Raw genomic sequence first — 17,574 nt, 5'->3', positions numbered from 1 at the left:
GGCGTAGCGTTGTCCCCATGTCGGACGACCAGCCTTTCAGTACCGAGTCCTTCGACGAGCACGAGTACGAGGACGCCCTCGAACCCCGCCATCTGATTCGGCGCTCGGATGTCATCCTGAAGGCTGGCATCCTGATGCTCGGCGCCGGCACCAGCGGGCTGCGGGTTCGCGAGTTGATGCAGTCCGTGGCCAGCTCGGTGGGCATCCAGCGACTGCACGCCTCGATCTCCTACACCGACATCGTCCTGACCGTTCGGCGACGCGACACCTTCCGTACCCAGGTCGCCGAGATCGCCAACCCGGGGGTGAACGCCCACCGGATCGCGCTCCTGCAGGACTTGGGCCGTACCCTGCCCGACCGGGCGACCGCCGCCGAGGTGGACGACCGACTGCGCCAGATCGAGCAGACTCCGCGGCTCTACCCCGGCTGGGTGCTGGTGCTCCTGGTGGCGCTGGCCTGCGCGTCCATCACCGTCCTGGGCAACGGCGGCTGGCGTGAGGTGGTGGCGGTGCTGCCGGCGTCCGCGCTGGCCTACGGCCTGCACCGCCGGCTGTCCGCCTGGCAGCTGAACCACCTGGCAGTGGTGCTCACCTCGGCGGCGGTGGCGTCCGGGTTGTACCTGGCGTTCAGCAACCTGCTCGGCCTGCTGCTCGGCTCGGGCAGCCCTCGGACGGCCGCGGGCTTCATCAGCGCGTGCATCTTCCTGATCCCCGGCTTCCCGCTGGTCACCGCCGGGCTCGATCTCACCCGGATCGACCTGGAGGCCGGTGTTCCCCGGCTGGTCTACGCGGCGATGGTGCTGCTGGCGATCACCCTCGGAGTGTGGATCGTGGCGTCGGTGGCCGGGCTGTCGGCCGATCCTGTCCCGGCCATCGACGGACATCCGGCGGCGGTGCTGGCCGCCCAACTGGCAGCAAGCTTCTTCGCGGTCTTCGGCTGGGCGGCAATGTTCAACAGCCCGCGGTGGACGGCGGTCGCCTCCGGCCTGATCGCCCTGGTCTGCAACCTGCCTCGCCTGCTGCTGCTCGACCAGGGCGTCCGGCCGCATGTGGCCACCTTTGCCGCCACCTTCCTGATCGGCCTGGGCTGCGCCGCGGTCGCCCGGATCTTCGGCATGACGAAGATCATCATGACCGTCCCGGCGATCCTGGTGACCATCCCGGGCGGATCGGCGCTGCGCACCCTGCTCTACTTCGACCAGGCCGATGTCACCAGCGCGCTGGAATCGGGGGTTTCCACCGTCCTGGTGGTGATCGCGATGATCGCCGGACTGGCCGGCGCCCGCATGCTCACCGACCCCGAGTGGGCGTTCACCCGTCCCGAGCCGCAGACCGTGGCGCTGGCCAGAATGCGCCGCCTGCTCGCCTTCGGACGCAGCAGCCGGTTGCGCGAGTTGGTGCGGGAGGGAAAGGTCAGCGCCGCCGACGCCGACCATGCCGCCGACACCGAGCCCTGACCCGACCGAACCGGGCAACGAATCCGGTGCCCCGCGTTCCGACCTCGGCTCGACACGCTGAGATGAACGCTGCCGCCGGGAGCACCCTGTCGCGATGCTGCTCCTCGATACTGCACGATCGCCCAATTCGGGCCATCGCCGCCATCGAACTGCAGAATTGCGACAGAGACCTGGCCGTGGAGGACAATCCTGGGCCGGGGACGGTTCTAGGCCGGGGGACGGTTCCGTGGCCCAGCCGGTGTAGGCCAGGGGACGGTTCCATGGCCCAGCTGGTGTATAGGCCAGGGGACGGTTCCATGGCCCAGCTGGTGTATAGGCCAGGGGACGGTTCCATGGCCCAGCTGGTGTAGGCCAGGGAACGGTTCCATGGCCCCCGCTTGTCAACGGGGCTTGCCGTGGTGGCGGTCGTGGGCCGGACGAGAGGTGGGACACCGGAACCGTCCCCTGGCCCAACGGAGCCGGCGCTGCCCAACGGAGCCGTCGGACCGCGGGTCAACCAGCCCGCGGTGACCGCTAGGCAATCGCTCTCCTAGCACGCGGCGGGTGCTGCCACTAGTCTCCCCGGCAGAGAACCACACAGGAGGTGCTTGGTGGAGCCCGCTCCAGCACGCCGACGGCATGCCCTGGAAAGGACACCATGAGCTACGACGTGGCGCTGCTGCGCTCCGCCTTTCCGTCCCTGCTCTCGGGGACCGCTCACTTCGACTCGCCCTCGGGCACCCAGACCCCCCGCGCGGTCGGTGAAGCCATCGCCCGGACGATCACCGGGCCGCTCTCCTATCGCGGTGCGCTCGGCCGCTCCGAGGCCAACGCCGAGACCACCGTGCTGCGCTTTCGCAAAGCCTGCGGTGCCCTGCTCAACGCCGACCCGACCGGGATCGTCTTCGGCCGCAGCGCCACCCAGCTGATCTACGACTTCTCCCGCCACCTCTCGCTCGCCTGGGGCCCCGGCGACGAGATCATCCTCACCCGGCTTGAGCACGACGCGAACCTCCGTCCCTGGGTGCAGGCAGCCAAGCGCACCGGCGCCCAGGTGAAGTGGGTCGACTTCGACCCCGAGACCGCCGAACTGGACGCCGACCGCGCCGTCGAGTTGATCGGTGACCGCACCCGGCTGGTCGCGCTCACTGCGGCGTCCAACCTGCTGGGCACGATGCCGCCGGTTGCCCGGCTCGCCCGGGCAGCGCACCGCGCCGGCGCCCTGGTGTTCGTGGACGGTGTGCACTACACCGCCCACAACCTGGTGGACATCCACGCGCTGGGCGCCGATTTCTTCGTCTGCTCGCCGTACAAGTTCCTCGGCCCGCACTGCGCTGTGCTCGCCGCCGACCCGGCCACGCTCCAGGGCATCCACCCGGACAAGCTGCTCCCCTCCCCAGACGACGTCCCTGAGCGCTTCGAGTACGGAACCCTGCCCTACGAGATCCTCGCGGGGGTGACCGCGGCGATCGACTTCCTCGCTGGCATCGCTCCCGGCGAGGGCAGCACCCGCCGGGAGAAGCTGGAGCAGTCCTGGGCCGCGATCGACGCCCACGAACTCCGGCTGCGCGAACGGATCGAGTCCGAGTTGGCCCAGTTGCCAGGTGTCGTGGTGCACTCCCGGGCCGAGCACCGCACCCCCACTCTGCTGGTGACCATCGACGGCCGCTCGACCCGCGAGGCCTATGCCTTTCTCGCCCGGCGCAACGTCCTGGTGCCGGCCGGCTCGTTCTACGCCGTCGAGGCATTCGGACGACTCGGCCTGGCCGACACCCACGGCCTGCGGATCGGTCTGGCCCCCTACACCGACGACCAGGACGTGCAGCGCCTGATCGAGGGCCTGCGCAGCTTCCTGACGCTCGGCTGAGCGGCCGGGGGACGCCTGTGCCCCGGTAATCCGCACCGCCCCGCCGGAGGCGGCCGGGCCCGAGGCTACGCTGGAGGAGTGGCGCCACCGGGCGCCCCCATCAGCAGGAGGCAGCCATGGGGCAGCGTTCAGCAGCGCGCATCGCGGCCGCCCTCGCCCTCGGTCTGCTGACCGCCTGCAGTTCCCCGGGAGGTTCCATGCCCGCCAGCCAGCCACCGTCCGCCGGTTCTGCCTCCCCAGCACCGGAAGAGTCGGTCCAGCCGCCGTCCGGCACGCCGCCGACGGTCCCGACGCCGTCCGGCAGGCCGCCCTTCCAGACCATGCCCCCGCTGCCCGACAGCACCCCGGTGACCATCCCGCAGGACCGCTGGCAGGCGATCCTGGACGATCTCGCCAGTCGTGGCGTGGCCGTCGAGGTGGCCCCCGAGGTGGAACGGGCCGAGCGGGTGACCTGGCCGGACTCCTCGCTCGGCTGCCCGTCCCCGGGGACGATGTACACCCAGCAGCTCATCGACGGCATGCGGGTGGTGGTGACGGCGGACGGCCAGCGCTACGACTACCGCTTCGGGACAGACGCCACGCCGAAGCTCTGTACCCGAGCCCGCTGACCGGGCGCAGCCGCCGCTTGCCCGGCAGAAACCGGGCAGGAGAGACCACGCGCGTGGATAGTGTCCGCGACTGGCCTGAATCACCCGGTTTCTGCGGACGCCACCCGCCTGACTCAGGTTGGAACCGCCCTGGGTTCGACAGTCCCCCAGCGCACACCGCCGGAGAGGCCGAAGCGCCCCGCCCCAGGAAGGGACGGGGCGCTTCGGACTTGCCTTACTTGCCGGCGATGAGCAGGGCCTCGTCGGCTGCCTTGTTGTCGAAGGCCACCACCATCGAGCCCAGCGGCTTCTGCGCGGCCCACTGGTCAGCGTCGATGGTCAGGGTCGTCTTCGCCGAACCCTTGCGCGCCACCTGGAGGTAGTCGCCGTCGGAGATCGCCTTGGCGTACGGGTTGTACGTCGCGGACGACGTCGAGTCCGACTCCGGGTAGCCGAGCACCGAGTAGGTGTCGACCGAGTAGCGGAAGGCTCCGGTGTCCTGCGAGATCCCCAGATCGCTGGCGAAGACCGGGATCAGCACGGTGCTGCTGTCGGTCGGGGCAGTGGCCAGGAAGCCGGCGGCGTACACGTCACCCGTGGCCGCTTCCAGCAGGAAGACCTCCATATGCCCGTCAGCGCTGCCGTCCCGGATCAGGCCCGAGTCGACCGCGATCACCTGCCAGTCCACGGCGCCGTCCCGGTCGACGTCGATGTTGACGTCGTACTCGAACTCGGCAGCGTTGGAGAACCGCTTGTGCGAGTTGACCGCGAACACCAGCAGTTGACCGTCCGCGCCGTAGTCGAGCGACTGCACGCCCACGGCCCGGACGTCGAGGCCACCCACGGCGCTCCGCGGGAGGTCCTTACCGTCCGAGATCCCCCAGGTGTAGAAGTCCGCCGCCGCGGGCAGCGCGCCCTTGGAGTTGGTCAGCTTCACGTCCACCGAGGTGACCGGCACCGGCGTGGGCGTCGGCTTGCCCTTGCCGTGGCTGCCCTTCGACGATGACCACGGGGTGCCCGGCTTGGTCTTCTCGGCCAGCTTGAAGGACGAGGGGCTCGCCTTCACATCGGCCTGCGCCCGCGGCACCAGCAGGTACGGCACCGCCAGCTTGACGCCGTCACCGGAGGGCTTCAGCACAATGCTGCCGGAGACCTGGTTGAAGCCGAACTCGCTGGCCAGGGACGAACCGATCACGCCCGCCGACACCTTCAGGTGCACCGCCACAGCGGTGGTCTTGCCAGCCTTGACGGTGACCGTCTTCGGGAAGATCGTCAGCTTCGCCGGCAGCGACTGCTCGGAGGCGACCGCGGACAGCTTGTAGGTGACCGACGTCTTGCCCTTGTTGGTGATGGTGAGCACCTTGATCCCGTTGTAGCTCTTCTGGACGTCGGCGAAGCCGAAGCTCAGCGAGGCCTCCCGCGCCCAGCCCTTGGTGGTGCGGTAGTAGTCGCCGCCGACCAGCACCTGGGCAGCCACCGCTCCGGCAGCATCCACCAGCCCGAGGCCACCGCGGACGGTGTCCTGGTCGCCCACCTTCTCCGGATCGGCGGTCTCGGCGAGCGCCGTGGCGACCTCCGAGGCCGACCACTTCGGGTGCGCCTGCACGGTCAGGGCGGCCACGCCGGCCACATGCGGTGCGGCCATCGAGGTGCCCGAGATGGTGGCCGCGCCGTTGCCCGTCCCGGACCCGGTCGACACCACGGAGACACCCGGGGCGGCAAGGTTCGGGCTCACCGAGGAGTCCCCACTGCGCGGTCCGTTGGACGAGAACGAGCCGTACTTGGTGTAGCCGGGATTGTCCACCTGGGCTGCGACCATCGACACCGTGCCGCCGTCCGCGGCGGCCAGCACGTCAGCTGCCGTGCTGGGCACGCCCAGGAAGGGGATCGTGACCTCGTACGGGGTGCCGTCGTCGGGGTTGCTGGTGATCGGGCCCTCATAGGGCGGGTAGCCGGCGTCGGTGTTCAACTGCAGGACGGCTGCGGCCCCGGCCTGCTGGCCGTAGATCGCCTTGGCCACCCGGGCACAGTTGCCCCGGGTCGCCACCGCCAACTGCTTGCCGCCCGGGCGCACACCGGCGGCGGCGAAGGCCTCCGGGCTGCAGCCCAGAGCCTCGTTCTCGGCGGTGGCCGGATTGTCCTTCAGCACCACGACGTCGTAGCTGGCGTCCGGGATGGTCGCACCGGTGGCGTTGACCGCGGACAGCGTGGCGCCGGTGCTGAAGCTCAGCTTCGCGCCCGGGAAGGTCTTGATGGCGTCCACGGCGGCCACCGAGATCACGCCCTCGCCGGTGCCGGGGCTGCCGGCCAGGTAGGGGCTGTCGCCCTCGTTGCCGGCCGAGGAGATGACGACGACGCCGGCGGCCACCGCGTTGGTGGCGGCGGTGGCGACCGGATCGTCCCTGCGTCCGTAGGGCGAACCCAGGGACATGTTGATCACGTCCATGTCATGGGCGACCGCCCAGTCGATGGCCTCGGTCACCACGTCGGAGGTGCCACCGCAGCCGAAGACCCGCAGCGCGTAGAGATCGACCGCCGGAGCGACGCCGGGGCCGACGTTGAAGGACTTCGACGCGGTGCTGTCGTCGTACGGCCCGGGGTAGGTGGCGCCGGCGCTGGTCACGCCGTTGCCGCCGATCGTGCCGGCGACATGACTGCCGTGCCCGTTGCAGTCCAGCGGGTTGGGATCCGGCTTCGGAACCGAGTTCGGGTCGTCCGCGTCGTAGGCGTCGCCGACGAAGTCCCAGCCGCCCTTCACCCGCGGCGCGGTGGGGCCGAACAGGGCGGGGTCAGCTTCCTTGCCCTCGGACGCGTGCGCGGTCTCATAGGCCTTGACAGTGCCGGGGCCGGAGAAGTTCGCGTGGGTGTAGTCGATGCCGGTGTCGATCACCGCCACCTTCACCCCCTTGCCGGTGTAGCCGGTGTTCTTCCACACCTGCGGCACGCCCAGGTAGGGCACCGACACCGCATTGTCGAGGGAGAAGGTCTGCACCGGGTGGACCGCCACCACGTCCGCGGAGCCGGCGATCGCGTCCAGCTGGGAGACCGCCACCCGCACCCGCAGGCCGTTGTAGGCCGACTGCATCCGGGTCTCAACCTTGCCGCCGCGGCCGGTGACCGTCTTGGCCACCTTGTCCTGGGTCTTGTCCAGCTTGGTGCGCACCGAGGCCCGCTCGGACGAACTGAGCCGGCGGCCCTCCCTGGCCTCCACCACGGCGACCGGGTCACCGGCCACCTCGACGATCACGTCCACCTTGGCATTGCTGCCGCCTGCCTTGAGGGTGATCTGCGGATCCACCTTGCCGGTGTTCCCGGTGCGGGTGAAGCGGTCAGTCGGGATGTCGGGGGACGGCGCCGCCCATGCGGCGCCCGCAGGCACCACCAGGGCGAGCACGCCCGTGGCGACCAGGAGCTTTCGATACACGATGTTGGCCAGCCTTTCGTGAATGCACTGGGGCGCTGTGCCCACTGCCGAACAGCCCACGCGGGGGTGAGACTGCTAGGGAGGCTAGGGGGTGGGGCGGACGGGGTCAACGGTCGCCGCCGCACTGGACTGTCACACCTGAGGAGCGACTTGAGGTTCGTGCTCCTGCCCTGCGGCCCCGGGATGCGCCACAGTGGGGGCATGGCAGCACACTCCACCACCCTGAGTTTTCTCGGCGGCGCCCGCACGGTCACCGGCTCGAAGTATCTGCTCGGCCAGGGAGAACGACGCATCCTGGTGGATGCCGGGCTCTTCCAGGGCGAGAAGCGGTTCCGGGAGCTGAACTGGGCCGACTTCCCCGTCCCGCCCTCGTCCATCTCCGACATCCTGCTCACCCATGCCCACATGGATCATGTCGGCTATCTGCCCGCCCTGGTCGCGAAGGGGTTCTCCGGGCGGGTCTGGGCCACCCCGGCGAGCATCCGGCTGGCCGAGATCGTGCTGCGGGACTCGGCCTTCCTCAACGAGCGGGACGCCGAGCATGCCGCCCAACGTGGCTACTCCAAGCACATTCCGCCGCTGCCGCTCTACACCACTGCCGACGTGGAGGACACCCTGCCGCTGTTCCGGGCGGTGTCATTCGACAGCGACGTCGACCTGGGCAGCGGGACCATCGCCCGCTGGACCAGGGCAGGGCACATCCTCGGCTCGGCCAGCATCCGGGTGCAGACCCCGGCCACCGCGGTGCTGTTCTCCGGCGACCTCGGCCGGCACGACCACCCCGTGCTGCGCGCCCGGGACATCCCCGAGGGAGCGCCCACCGTCCTGATCGAGTCGACCTACGGCGACCGGGAGCATCCCGAACCCGAGGGACTGCCGCACGAGCCCTTCGCCGACCTGATCCGGCGGACGGCGCGCCGTGGCGGCTCGGTGCTCGTCCCGGCATTCGCCGTCGACCGTACCGAGGTGGTGCTGAAGACCCTCTCGGAGATGCAGGACGACAGCCGCATCCCCGATCTGCCGATCTTCGTGAACTCACCGATGGCGCTGGCGGCGCTACGGGTCTACCGCGATCCGGAGTTCGCCGACGAACTGCGGCCCGACCTCGATCCCGACCACTTCATCCACCTGCCGCAACTGCGGGAGGTGCGTTCCACCGAGGAGTCGATGCAGCTCAACGATCCCAAACACCCGTGCATCATCATCGCCGCCAGCGGCATGGCGACCGGCGGACGGGTGCTGCACCACCTGGAGCACATGCTGCCCGACCACAAGCACGCGGTGGTGCTGGTCGGCTACCAGGGCGAGGGCACGCGCGGCCGCTCGCTGGTCGAGGGCGCCACCCACCTGAAGATGCACGGCCGCTACGTGCCGGTACGCGCCGAGATCCTGCAGGACAACGAGTTCAGCGTCCACGGCGACTGCTCCGACCTGCTCGACTGGCTGACCGAGCTGAGTCCGCGCCCGCAGACGGTGTTCACCGTCCACGGCACCGAGGACGCGGCGCGCTCCTTCGGCGTGAAGATCACCGAACACACCAGCGCCGCGGCGATCCTTCCCACCTTCGGCGAGACGGTGCGCCTCGACTGACCCCGGCCGGCCAGGCCGGACGGACAACCTCAGCGCTAGACGGCCGCTTCCGGACCGGCGCGCCCCTTGGCGGGCCGTCCAGCGCCGGAATCGTCCCAGCAGCGGGCGCGAGAGCCCTGCCAAGGAGCTATCCGCTGGTCACCCCCGCCTGCTCGGCCAGCAACTCCAGGATGTGGCGGTAGGGACGGCCGGTGGCGCGGGTCATGCCCAACTCGCAAGTGCGTTTCAGGCTGGCGTGGGCGGTCGCGTCCAGCCGTGCCACCTCGGCAGCCTCGGGACGGGTCGCAGCAGCCCCAGCGTGAGCCGGGGGACGGTTCCCCGGTCCGGTTCACCATCACTGGGCCGAGGCAGGGGGCCGCGACCCAGTTCACCGCCGCTGGACTATGCGCCCGGCGCTGACTAGGCAGTGCTGTCCAGCTGTGCCAATCGTTGGACCGTCCCTCGGCTCAGCGAAGTCAGGCGGGCCAACTGCCGAACCGATGCACCCTCGCGCAGCGACTGCACGATGGCCCACTGTTGGATTGAGCGGGGGAGGTCCACAATGTCTGTCACGGAGTGCTGCCGACAGAACTGGCTGAGGATCCTCGCCACCGCGGGGTCCGTGAGTGCCACGCGGGGCGGCGGCAGCGGGTCGGGATCGATGGCCTCGGGATCCGGCGTGGCAGCCAGCTGAGCAATCGTGGCCACGTCGATGAGGGACAGTAGCGCATCCTGGTCGATGGGAGCATCGGCGCTCAGGCTGCTCCAACGATACTGATCGGGCCGCTCGACCATTCCCGCCTTAACCGGGTTGTTCCAGACGTAGCGAAGCAGCGTCACAAAGTACCCATCGTCCTCCACCGGACGACTCCTGAACCGGTCCTGAAACACGTGCCCAACGCGTCCGTACTTCGTGTTGTACCACCAGGCATAACGCACGCCGAACCGCTTCACCACCTGCCCAACCGTCTCGCTGCCGGTGCGGAGGACGAGGTGCACATGGTTTGTCATCAGGCAATAGGCAAGCACGCGGCAATCTGCGGCTTCCCGCGCGGCCCTCAGGTCGCGCAGGAAGCGCAGGTGATCCTCCTCGTCAAGGAAAATCGCCTGCCTGTTGATGCCGCGGAGCATCACGTGGTAAACGTCTGATTCGCTGAGTAGCCGACTCCTTCGAGGCATAAGCCCGTCTCCGTCCTGTGAGTACATCCCCCACTCTCGTCAGGAGGACAGCGAACGTGCCACCCAATTGGAAACCTGTGGATAACTGGTCTTGACACAAGCTCCGTCCACAGGCGCACTGCGCTGGATAGTGGCCTTGGACGGATTGACGCCGTTAGTCCTGTCGCCCAGCAGGACGAAACAGTCCTCGTGCACGAGCCGCAACATCACTCAGCGGGCCTCCGAGGTGCAACTCAAGATCGCAAGGTTGTCGCCCAGCAACAGGGACGACCGCGAACAGACTAGGTCACACGATGGCGAGGGACGGCTGACGAAACCGGAAACTGATCCAGCGAGATGCCCTCCAGCAAATCTCCCGGTGCAACCTCAAGTGCCGTAGCGATGCGGACAAGCGAGTGAATGCTCGGCATTGCTCGACCGCTCTCGTACGCCCGCACATTGGACGAGTCGATCGAAGCTCGAACGGCAACCTCGTCCTGAGTCAGCCCACGCTGAAGCCGTCGTTCGGTGATGCGAGCCCCGATATGAGCTGCTGCAGCTGATGGGACTCGCGACACAACGTCCACCATGGTCGGTCCCGGTGGCGCGTACCAGAGCGCTAGTACCCGGGTTCTAGTACATTGAGCCCAGCACGGAAACCGAAAGGAGAAAGGCAATGGGGACGAGAGACGAGCTGGCGAGGCTCGTGACTGCCTACGGATACACCATGGTTCGACCATTCAGCTTGCCCACGTCCAGCGATGAGTTCTCGGCCGATCTATCGGGCGTCGGGCAAGTGCATTTGACCCTTCGACATGATGACGGTGTCCTGGGCGCGCTGACGGCGAACCTCAGCGGCAACGACAGCTTCGAGCAGACTTGGGCTGCCTTCAACACTGAGGTCGGGTCGAAGCAACACCACTCGATACCGCTGGCTATCGCGGAGATTCCTGCGATAGCCGTGGCATGGCACTCTGCGCCGGAAGATTCCATCGTAGACGTCAAGCATGTGCTCGATTTGCTCGAGAGCCTGCGGTGAGCGAGTACACGCGTTCCGAGGCGTTCGCCGTCGCACGTGCACAAGAGAGGAAGGCCATCAAGCGGATGCAGAGCTACGGGACCTTCCTGGTTCTGGGGATCATGGCAACCGGGTTCGGGCTTTTTCTTCTCCTCATCTCCGGCGCGGGATGGACCGCCCCTGAAGATCTGGACGGCTTCCGTACCTGGGGAACGTGGATGCTGATTGGCGGCGGCGTGAGCGTTGCGGCGGCATTCGTTTCTCGTTCGAACGCCAAGCGCGACTTCGATCGAATTCATGAACTGGCCAGACGATACGGTTTCGATCCGAAGGATCTCTAGATGCGCAGCGCCGTCCTACCCTACGAGTAGGGGTAGGGGGCCGTCCCTTACTCGCTCGTCGCCCCGAATGACGAAAGCAGTGGCCGCGGGCCGGAGAACCGTCCCCTGGCCCGCGTGTCCAAGCTGGGCCGAGAAAGGCGAGGAGACCGACCACCAGCGTCCAGCGCAGCAACCCACCACGGCCGGAACGCCGTCGAATGCGGCATCAACAGGTCCAAACGCCAGCGAGCGTTCGTCAACTGCTACGACAAACTCGCCGTCCGCTCCACCACCACCATCCAGATCGTCGTCCTCAACGGCTGGCTCAAACCATCTTCGTAGCCCGCCTCAGGTCAAGCCGACTGCTGACCCGTGATCCGGAGAGCTGCCGTGCCTGCCAGTCGGACAAGGTTGTCGCGAACCTGGGGCTGATTTGTCCAGTCGCGCTCATCCCAGGCCTCGCCGGTGAGATCGTCCCCGCTGTAGAGCAACTGGGCAAGCGGGACGCCGCGGAACTGCGCAACCGCAGCCAGGGACGCGGCCTCCATTTCAACGGTGATGCAGCCCTCCCGACGGCGGGCAGCGATCTTGGCCGGCGTCTCCCGGTACGGGGCGTCGGTCGTCCAGGTGCGTCCCGTCGCGAAGGGGACACCCTCCTCGGCCAGTACCTGTTCGAGGAGGCGGGTCGCGGTGTCGTCCAGATCGATCCACCGGCCGGCGGGAAAGTAGTGGTGTGACGTGCCCTCGTCCCGCAGTGCGGACCTGACGACGACAAGGTGTCCGACGGTGAGGTCTTCGTGCAGAGAGCCGGCTCCGCCACAGACAACGAAGGTGCGGCAGCCCAGCGCAATTGTCTCCTCGAGCAGACCGGCGGCCAGCGGGCCACCGACACCGCTGTACAGGACAGCGAGTCGCTCACCCTCGTGGTCTACCTCGATGAGCGGATGCTCGCCGTCCGCCCATCTGTTGTACGCCAGCACCCGGCCGCCGTTGGCGAGCAGTCGCTGCACGGTGTCGCCAAAGAAGGTGATCACGCAGGCAGCTGGAGCATCGAGCGGCTGCAGTTGGTCCGCCGGCTCGATAAACGCTCGCGGCGCTGGGTCGAAATCGAGAAGTGGGCTGTGGTGATCGGTGCTGACGTCGTTCACCGCCTCAGGCTACCCAACGGCATATCCAGTGGTCGGGCAGATCTGCGGGCCTGGGCACGGGCCGGGGACGGCCCGGTCAACCGAGCCGTCCCCGGCCGTCCTTTCCCAGACGTCTATCCCAGCTGCTCGGCGAGCAACTCCAGGATGTGGCGGTAGGGACGGCCGGTGGCGCGGGTCATGCCCAGCTCGCAGGTGCGGTTCAGACTGGCGTGGGCGGTCGCGTCCAGCCGTGCCACCTCGGCAGCCTCGGGACGGGTCGCAGCGGCTGTCAGCTCGGGGTGCAGCATGCCGCGGTCGCCAGCGAAGGCGCAGCAGCCCCAGTCGAGCGGGACGTTGACCTGTTCGGCGACGGCCTCGGCCACGGTCACCAGGTCGGGGTTGATCCCCAGTTGGGTGGACGAACAGGTCGGGTGCAGGGTGACCGAGTCGAGCTTGCGGATCCTGGACGAAGGCCGTGCAGAACACGGGGCCTGCCCGGGCTCTCCCGAGGCCAGGGACGACGTGTCCTCGCCTCGCGAGGGAGCTTTCCCCAGCACCGGCAGGACATGACGAGCGACGAAGGTCACCGCGTCGATCACCTCAACATTCAGGCTGGGGTCCGACTCGATCATGTGCCCGAAGCCCTCGGTGCAACTCGATGCGTCGCAGACCACCGGCAGGCGTCCGTCCTCGGTCGCGGACCGGATCACCGGCAGCACCCTGGCTTTCATCTCCTGGTAGCCGGTCGGGACACCCTTGCTCGACCACGGCGTGCCGCAGCACAGCGACTCGATCCCGTCCGGGATCAGCAGGGTGATCCCGGCCTCCGCGCAGAGCGCCTCGAAGCTGCGCTGCACCCCGTGGCCTTCGACCGGTCCGAACATCACGTTCACGCACGCGGGCAGATAGACGGCCGCGGGAGGAGTCGGGACGGCTTGCCCGCGTGGGGTCTCGACGAGGTCCGCTGCAGCCGAGGAAGAGACGACCTCACGGGACGCGGGGGGCTGCTGGCTTCCGGCAGGCTGCCCGCGGCGGGGCTGTCCACCCCCGGGCAGTTCGGCCGACCACAGCGGGATGTTGTCCGTCCCCAGCACGGCCCGGGCGGCGTGGTTCAGCCCGCGCAGCACCGGGTCGAGCGGCCCCGGCATCGCCGCGGTGATGGTCAGCACCGTCGAGAAGGTGCCGGTCGTCCCCTTCCAGTGCCTGGCCAGCGTCGTCCAGGCCGCCTTGGTGGCCGCGGGCGTCGTCCGCTCCCGCCGCAGCTTCTTCACCAGCAACCCGGTGTTGATCTGCACCGGGCAGGCGGTGCCGCACATCCCGTCCACCGCGCAGGTGTGCACCACCTGATAGTCGAACTCCTTCTCCAGCCGGGCCACCGCAGCCAGCTCGCCCGCCGCCTCCAGCGACTCGATCTCGCGCCGGACGGCGATGCGCTGCCGCGGTGTGAGCGTCAGGCTGCGGGAGGGGCAGACGGGCTCGCAATAGCCGCAGGAGGTACAGCGATCGACTTCCTCATCGACGCTCGGGTTGAGCTTGATGTGCTTCAGGTGCAACTCCGGGTCGTCGGTGATGATCGTCTGGGCGTTCAGCAGCCCGCGCGGGTCGAACAGCCGCTTGACCTCGCACATCACCTCGTACAGCTCGTCGCCGTATTGCCGCCGGACGAACGGCGCCATCACCCGGCCGGTGCCGTGCTCGGCCTTCAGCGAGCCGTCGTTGGCCAGGATCAGGCCGACCATGTCCTCGGTGAAGTCAACGTAGCGCTGCAGCTGGGAGTCGTTCTCGAACCGGTCGGTGATCATGAAGTGGACGTTGCCGTCCTTGGCATGGCCGAAGATCACCGAATCGGCATAGGAGTAGCGGTCGAACAACCCCGCCAGTTCCACGCAGGTGTCGGCCAGCTTCGCCACCGGGACGACGACATCCTCCAGCAGCGCCGTCGAACCGCTGGGACGGGCCCCGGCCACCGAGGTGTAGAGCCCCTTGCGCAGCGTCCACAATCCGGCTCGCAGGGCGGCATCATCGGTGAGCTGAACCGGACCACCGACCGGCAGGTCGTCAAGCGTCGGACGGGCTTCCTGGACGAGGTGCTCCAACTCCTCGGCACTGGTGGCCTGGTACTCCAGCAACAGCGCGGCCTGGGTGGAGACGTCCAACTGCTTGATCATCGCCGGGCTGTCCCCGAACCGCTGGCCGACCCGCAACGAGGTGGCGTCCATCAATTCCAGGGTGGCAGCACCGGTGGCCACCAGCCCTGGCAGGGAGTTGTTCGCCGCATACAGGTCGTCGAAGACCACCAGCGCAGTAGCGACGTGGCCACGGACCGGGACGGTCCGGAAGGTCGCCGAGGCGACGAAGGCCAGCGTGCCCTCGCTGCCGATCAGCAGGTGGGTGAGGATGTCGACCGGGGTGGTGTGGTCCACCAGGGCGTTGATGCCGTAGCCCATGGTGTTCTTCATGCTGAACTGCTGGCTGATCTTCGCCACCGACGCCGGGTTGCCGACCACCCGCCGGCGCAGCGTCAGCAGCCCTTCGTAGAGCGCGGGTTCGAGGGTGCGGAGCTTCTCGTCCGCATCGGCAGCACCGGTGTCGATGATCGTCCCGGACGGCAGCACCGCGACCACTGACTCCAGCGTCCGGTAACTGTTCTCGACGGTCCCACAGGCCATCCCCGAGGAGTTGTTGGCCACCACGCCGCCGATCGTGCAGGCGGCCTCGCTGGCCGGATCCGGCCCGAACTTGCGGCCGTAACGGGCGAGGTGGGCATTGAGTTGCCTGACCGTGACCCCGGGCTCCACCCGGACCCGCGCCCCGTCGTCCAGGATCTCGACGCCGGTGAAATGCCGCCGGACGTCGGCCAGCACCTGGTCGGTGCCGGCCTGCCCCGACAGGCTGGTGCCGCCGGAACGGAAGGTGAGCCCGATTCCGGCTGCAGAGGTGGCCCGCAGCAGGTGGGCCACCTCCTCGGCAGTGCGGGGGGTCACCACCGCCGCCGGGTGCAGCAGGAAGTGGGAGGCGTCGTGGGCCAGCGCCCGGCGGTCGAGTTCGGCCATCCGGAGCTGTCCCGAATCGGCCACGCACCCCGCGAGCAGGGTCGCGAGGGTCTCGGCGGACACCGACGTGGCGGTCATGACGCGGGCACCAGCTCGACGAGCAGGGCGAGGGGAGGGAGCACAGCAACTCCAGCCGGGCGGACGAGACGTCCTCCGACCGGAGCCAACGGCTGAACGAGGAGTGGCATGGGCAGATCCTCCAGGACTACTGATTGACAGGTGGATTGTCGGACAAGTTGACTTGCTCTGCAAGTGGTTTTGCCCAGAAGCCGGCCTAGAATCGCCACCACCAGCAGCAAGGACACAGCCGTGGTTCGAAATCTGACCATCACGTCGGTCGTCGACGCGGTGGTTGACGACCTGAAAGCCCAGGTACTCGCCAGGGAACTCGCTCCCGGACTGCCGCTGACCGAGGCCGAGATCGCCGTCCGCTACGACGTCGCCCGAGCCTCGGCAAAGGCCGCCATCGAACGCCTGGTCAGCGACAAGGTGCTGGTCCGCAAGAACCACAAGACCGCCCGCGTGGTCGAACTCGGTCCGGCCGACGTTCGCGACATCTACGACACCCGCGCCTACGTGGAGTCGGAGGTGCTGCGCCGGCTGGCACTGCGCCGGACGGTCCCGGCCGAGTCCCGGGCGGCCAACGCCGAGATCGCAGCCCTGTGGGCCCGGGGCGACTACGACATCGCCGAACCGGACATGCGATTCCACACCGCCCTGATCGACGCCCTCGGCAGCCCCCGGACGAGCGCCATCTACGGCTCGCTCGCCTTCGAGGTGAAGCTCTGCATGGCGCAACTGCAGGGCAGCCATCAACTCAGCCCGCAGATCATCGTCGCCGAGCACGCCCGGATCCTCGACCTGATCGAGGCCGGGGACGGGGAGTCGGTCGCCCATCTGCTCGCCGAACACCTCGCCCGGGCCCGGGAGCTGCTTGCCGGCGCCCTGGGCGGTACCCCCGGTGCCGAGGCCCACCTGCCGTCCTCAGCCCTCCAGGCCGTCTGACGCGGCAAACCCTTCGTTTTCTCAGCAAATCGCAAGCAATTCATCAGCTCCCGTTGCGGTGAGCCTCACCAACCGGCAGACTGGACACGCAACTGCACGCCTGGGGGGAACCGGACGCGTCCGGTCCTATCAGGAACACCCCCATGGTCTTCACCCGACTGATTACTCGTTCAGTGGTTGCCGTGTCCTGCCTCGCGCTGGTCGGCGTCGGTCTGGACAGCCCGGCCCTCACCGCAGCAGCACCCATCCCGGAGGTCGCCCGGGCGAGTAAGCCCGTGATCCCTGCCGAGGCTCCGGCCGTCACGCCGGTCAAGGCCGTCGCGCTGGCGTCCAACAACAAGATCGGCTCCTTCGAGAAGAGCCTGCTGAAGGAGATCAACAAGGCCAGGTCGAAGGCTCGCAAGTGCGGCTCGACCAAGTACAAGGCCGCCAAGTCACTGTCCTGGAACGCCAAGCTCGGCACCGTCGCCGAGAACCACTCCAAGGACATGTCGAAACGGAACTACTTCAGCCACAACACCAAGGGCAGCAACGCCTCGCCGTTCACCCGGATCAAGAAGGCCGGGTACAAGTACAAGGCGGCCGGCGAGACCATCGCCGCGGGCTATGCCACCCCGCAGGCCGTGGTGAAGGCCTGGCTGAAGAGCCCGGGCCACTGCAAGGTGCTGATGAACAAGACCTACACCCAGATCGGTCTGGGCTTCTACAAGGGCGGCGGCACCTACGTGACCTACACCACCGCCGACTTCGGCAAGCCGAAGAAGTAGCTGCGGCAGCGTCCGCGCAACGCTGACCCAGCCTGGAACCTGATCAGCTGCGACCCAGCGGTCGTCGATGTCGTGGGCTGCTCGTGGCGCATCCGGGCCTCAGGTGGGACGGAGGGCCCGTCCGGCCCACCGCCGACCCGGCAACGACGCACTGCCGGATCTCCCAAAGCCAGACCCACCGCAGCCATGGGTCCGTCCGGCCCGCTGCCGATCCAGGTAGGCCCACCACCCAGCCCCCGGAAC

General features: G+C 68.4%; 14 protein-coding genes. 8 read left to right on the top strand and 6 right to left on the bottom strand.

All coding sequences use genetic code 11. The features are described 5' to 3' along the window. Positions 1-17: 17 nt before the first annotated feature. The 3 genes from VB080_RS02970 (at position 18) to VB080_RS02960 (ending at position 3,911) form a co-directional block, all read left to right on the top strand. The gene (locus tag VB080_RS02970; RefSeq protein WP_323416933.1) at positions 18-1,457 is read left to right on the top strand and encodes a threonine/serine exporter family protein; all 1,440 of its coding nucleotides are present in this window, start codon (positions 18-20) and stop codon (positions 1,455-1,457) included. A gap of 637 nt (positions 1,458-2,094) precedes the next feature. Further along, positions 2,095-3,303 carry a cysteine desulfurase-like protein gene (locus VB080_RS02965; protein WP_323416932.1) on the top strand — a complete coding sequence of 403 codons (1,209 nt, stop codon included), beginning with the start codon at positions 2,095-2,097 and terminating at the stop codon, positions 3,301-3,303. A 116-nt stretch (positions 3,304-3,419) separates the two neighbouring features. Beyond that, positions 3,420-3,911, top strand: a complete 492-nt coding sequence (locus tag VB080_RS02960; protein ID WP_323416931.1) for a hypothetical protein — start codon at positions 3,420-3,422, stop codon at positions 3,909-3,911. Positions 3,912-4,125: 214 nt separating this feature from the next. Here VB080_RS02960 and VB080_RS02955 read toward each other — a convergent pair whose 3' ends face one another. Then, a complete protein-coding gene (locus tag VB080_RS02955; RefSeq protein WP_323416930.1) occupies positions 4,126-7,314 on the bottom strand; it encodes a S8 family peptidase in 3,189 nt (1,062 codons plus the stop codon). A 201-nt stretch (positions 7,315-7,515) separates the two neighbouring features. On the opposite strand from VB080_RS02955, the gene VB080_RS02950 reads away from it, so the two are divergent. Then, positions 7,516-8,904 (top strand): MBL fold metallo-hydrolase, encoded by a 1,389-nt coding sequence (locus tag VB080_RS02950; protein ID WP_323416929.1) that lies wholly within the window; start codon positions 7,516-7,518, stop codon positions 8,902-8,904. Between the two features lie 127 nt (positions 8,905-9,031). Here VB080_RS02950 and VB080_RS02945 read toward each other — a convergent pair whose 3' ends face one another. From VB080_RS02945 to VB080_RS16045, 3 genes are all read right to left on the bottom strand, one after another. After that, complete coding sequence (locus VB080_RS02945; protein ID WP_323416928.1) at positions 9,032-9,166, bottom strand: hypothetical protein; 135 nt, start codon at positions 9,164-9,166, stop codon at positions 9,032-9,034. A 137-nt stretch (positions 9,167-9,303) separates the two neighbouring features. Further along, complete coding sequence (locus VB080_RS02940) at positions 9,304-10,014, bottom strand: transposase (protein WP_323416996.1); 711 nt, start codon at positions 10,012-10,014, stop codon at positions 9,304-9,306. Positions 10,015-10,343: 329 nt separating this feature from the next. Beyond that, positions 10,344-10,631, bottom strand: a complete 288-nt coding sequence (locus VB080_RS16045) for a helix-turn-helix domain-containing protein (protein ID WP_416339588.1) — start codon at positions 10,629-10,631, stop codon at positions 10,344-10,346. An 86-nt stretch (positions 10,632-10,717) separates the two neighbouring features. On the opposite strand from VB080_RS16045, the gene VB080_RS02935 reads away from it, so the two are divergent. Both VB080_RS02935 and VB080_RS02930 read left to right on the top strand, forming a co-directional pair. Then, on the top strand, positions 10,718-11,080 hold the full coding sequence (locus VB080_RS02935) for a hypothetical protein (RefSeq protein ID WP_323416927.1): 363 nt from the start codon (positions 10,718-10,720) through the stop codon (positions 11,078-11,080). After that, on the top strand, positions 11,077-11,400 hold the full coding sequence (locus VB080_RS02930; protein WP_323416926.1) for a hypothetical protein: 324 nt from the start codon (positions 11,077-11,079) through the stop codon (positions 11,398-11,400). Before VB080_RS02935 ends, VB080_RS02930 begins: the two co-directional genes overlap by 4 nt. Positions 11,401-11,732: 332 nt before the next feature. Here the strand turns inward: VB080_RS02930 and VB080_RS02925 are convergent, their stop codons facing one another. Together VB080_RS02925 and VB080_RS02920 are read right to left on the bottom strand one after the other, a co-directional pair. Next, positions 11,733-12,413, bottom strand: a complete 681-nt coding sequence (locus VB080_RS02925; RefSeq protein WP_323416925.1) for a nucleoside phosphorylase — start codon at positions 12,411-12,413, stop codon at positions 11,733-11,735. Between the two features lie 227 nt (positions 12,414-12,640). Beyond that, positions 12,641-15,637, bottom strand: a complete 2,997-nt coding sequence (locus VB080_RS02920; protein WP_323416924.1) for an FAD-binding and (Fe-S)-binding domain-containing protein — start codon at positions 15,635-15,637, stop codon at positions 12,641-12,643. 231 nt (positions 15,638-15,868) lie between these two features. On the opposite strand from VB080_RS02920, the gene VB080_RS02915 reads away from it, so the two are divergent. Next, positions 15,869-16,564, top strand: coding sequence for a GntR family transcriptional regulator (locus VB080_RS02915; RefSeq protein ID WP_323416923.1), 696 nt, complete (start codon positions 15,869-15,871; stop codon positions 16,562-16,564). 143 nt (positions 16,565-16,707) lie between these two features. Further along, positions 16,708-17,331: a CAP domain-containing protein gene (locus tag VB080_RS02910; RefSeq protein ID WP_323416922.1), complete on the top strand. Its 624-nt coding sequence runs from the start codon at positions 16,708-16,710 to the stop codon at positions 17,329-17,331. Positions 17,332-17,574: the final 243 nt, after the last annotated feature.

Source organism: Propionicimonas sp., from assembly GCF_034927565.1.
Taxonomy (GTDB): Bacteria; Actinomycetota; Actinomycetes; order Propionibacteriales; family Propionibacteriaceae; genus Propionicimonas.
This window is presented reverse-complemented; position numbering and strand designations above follow the sequence as displayed.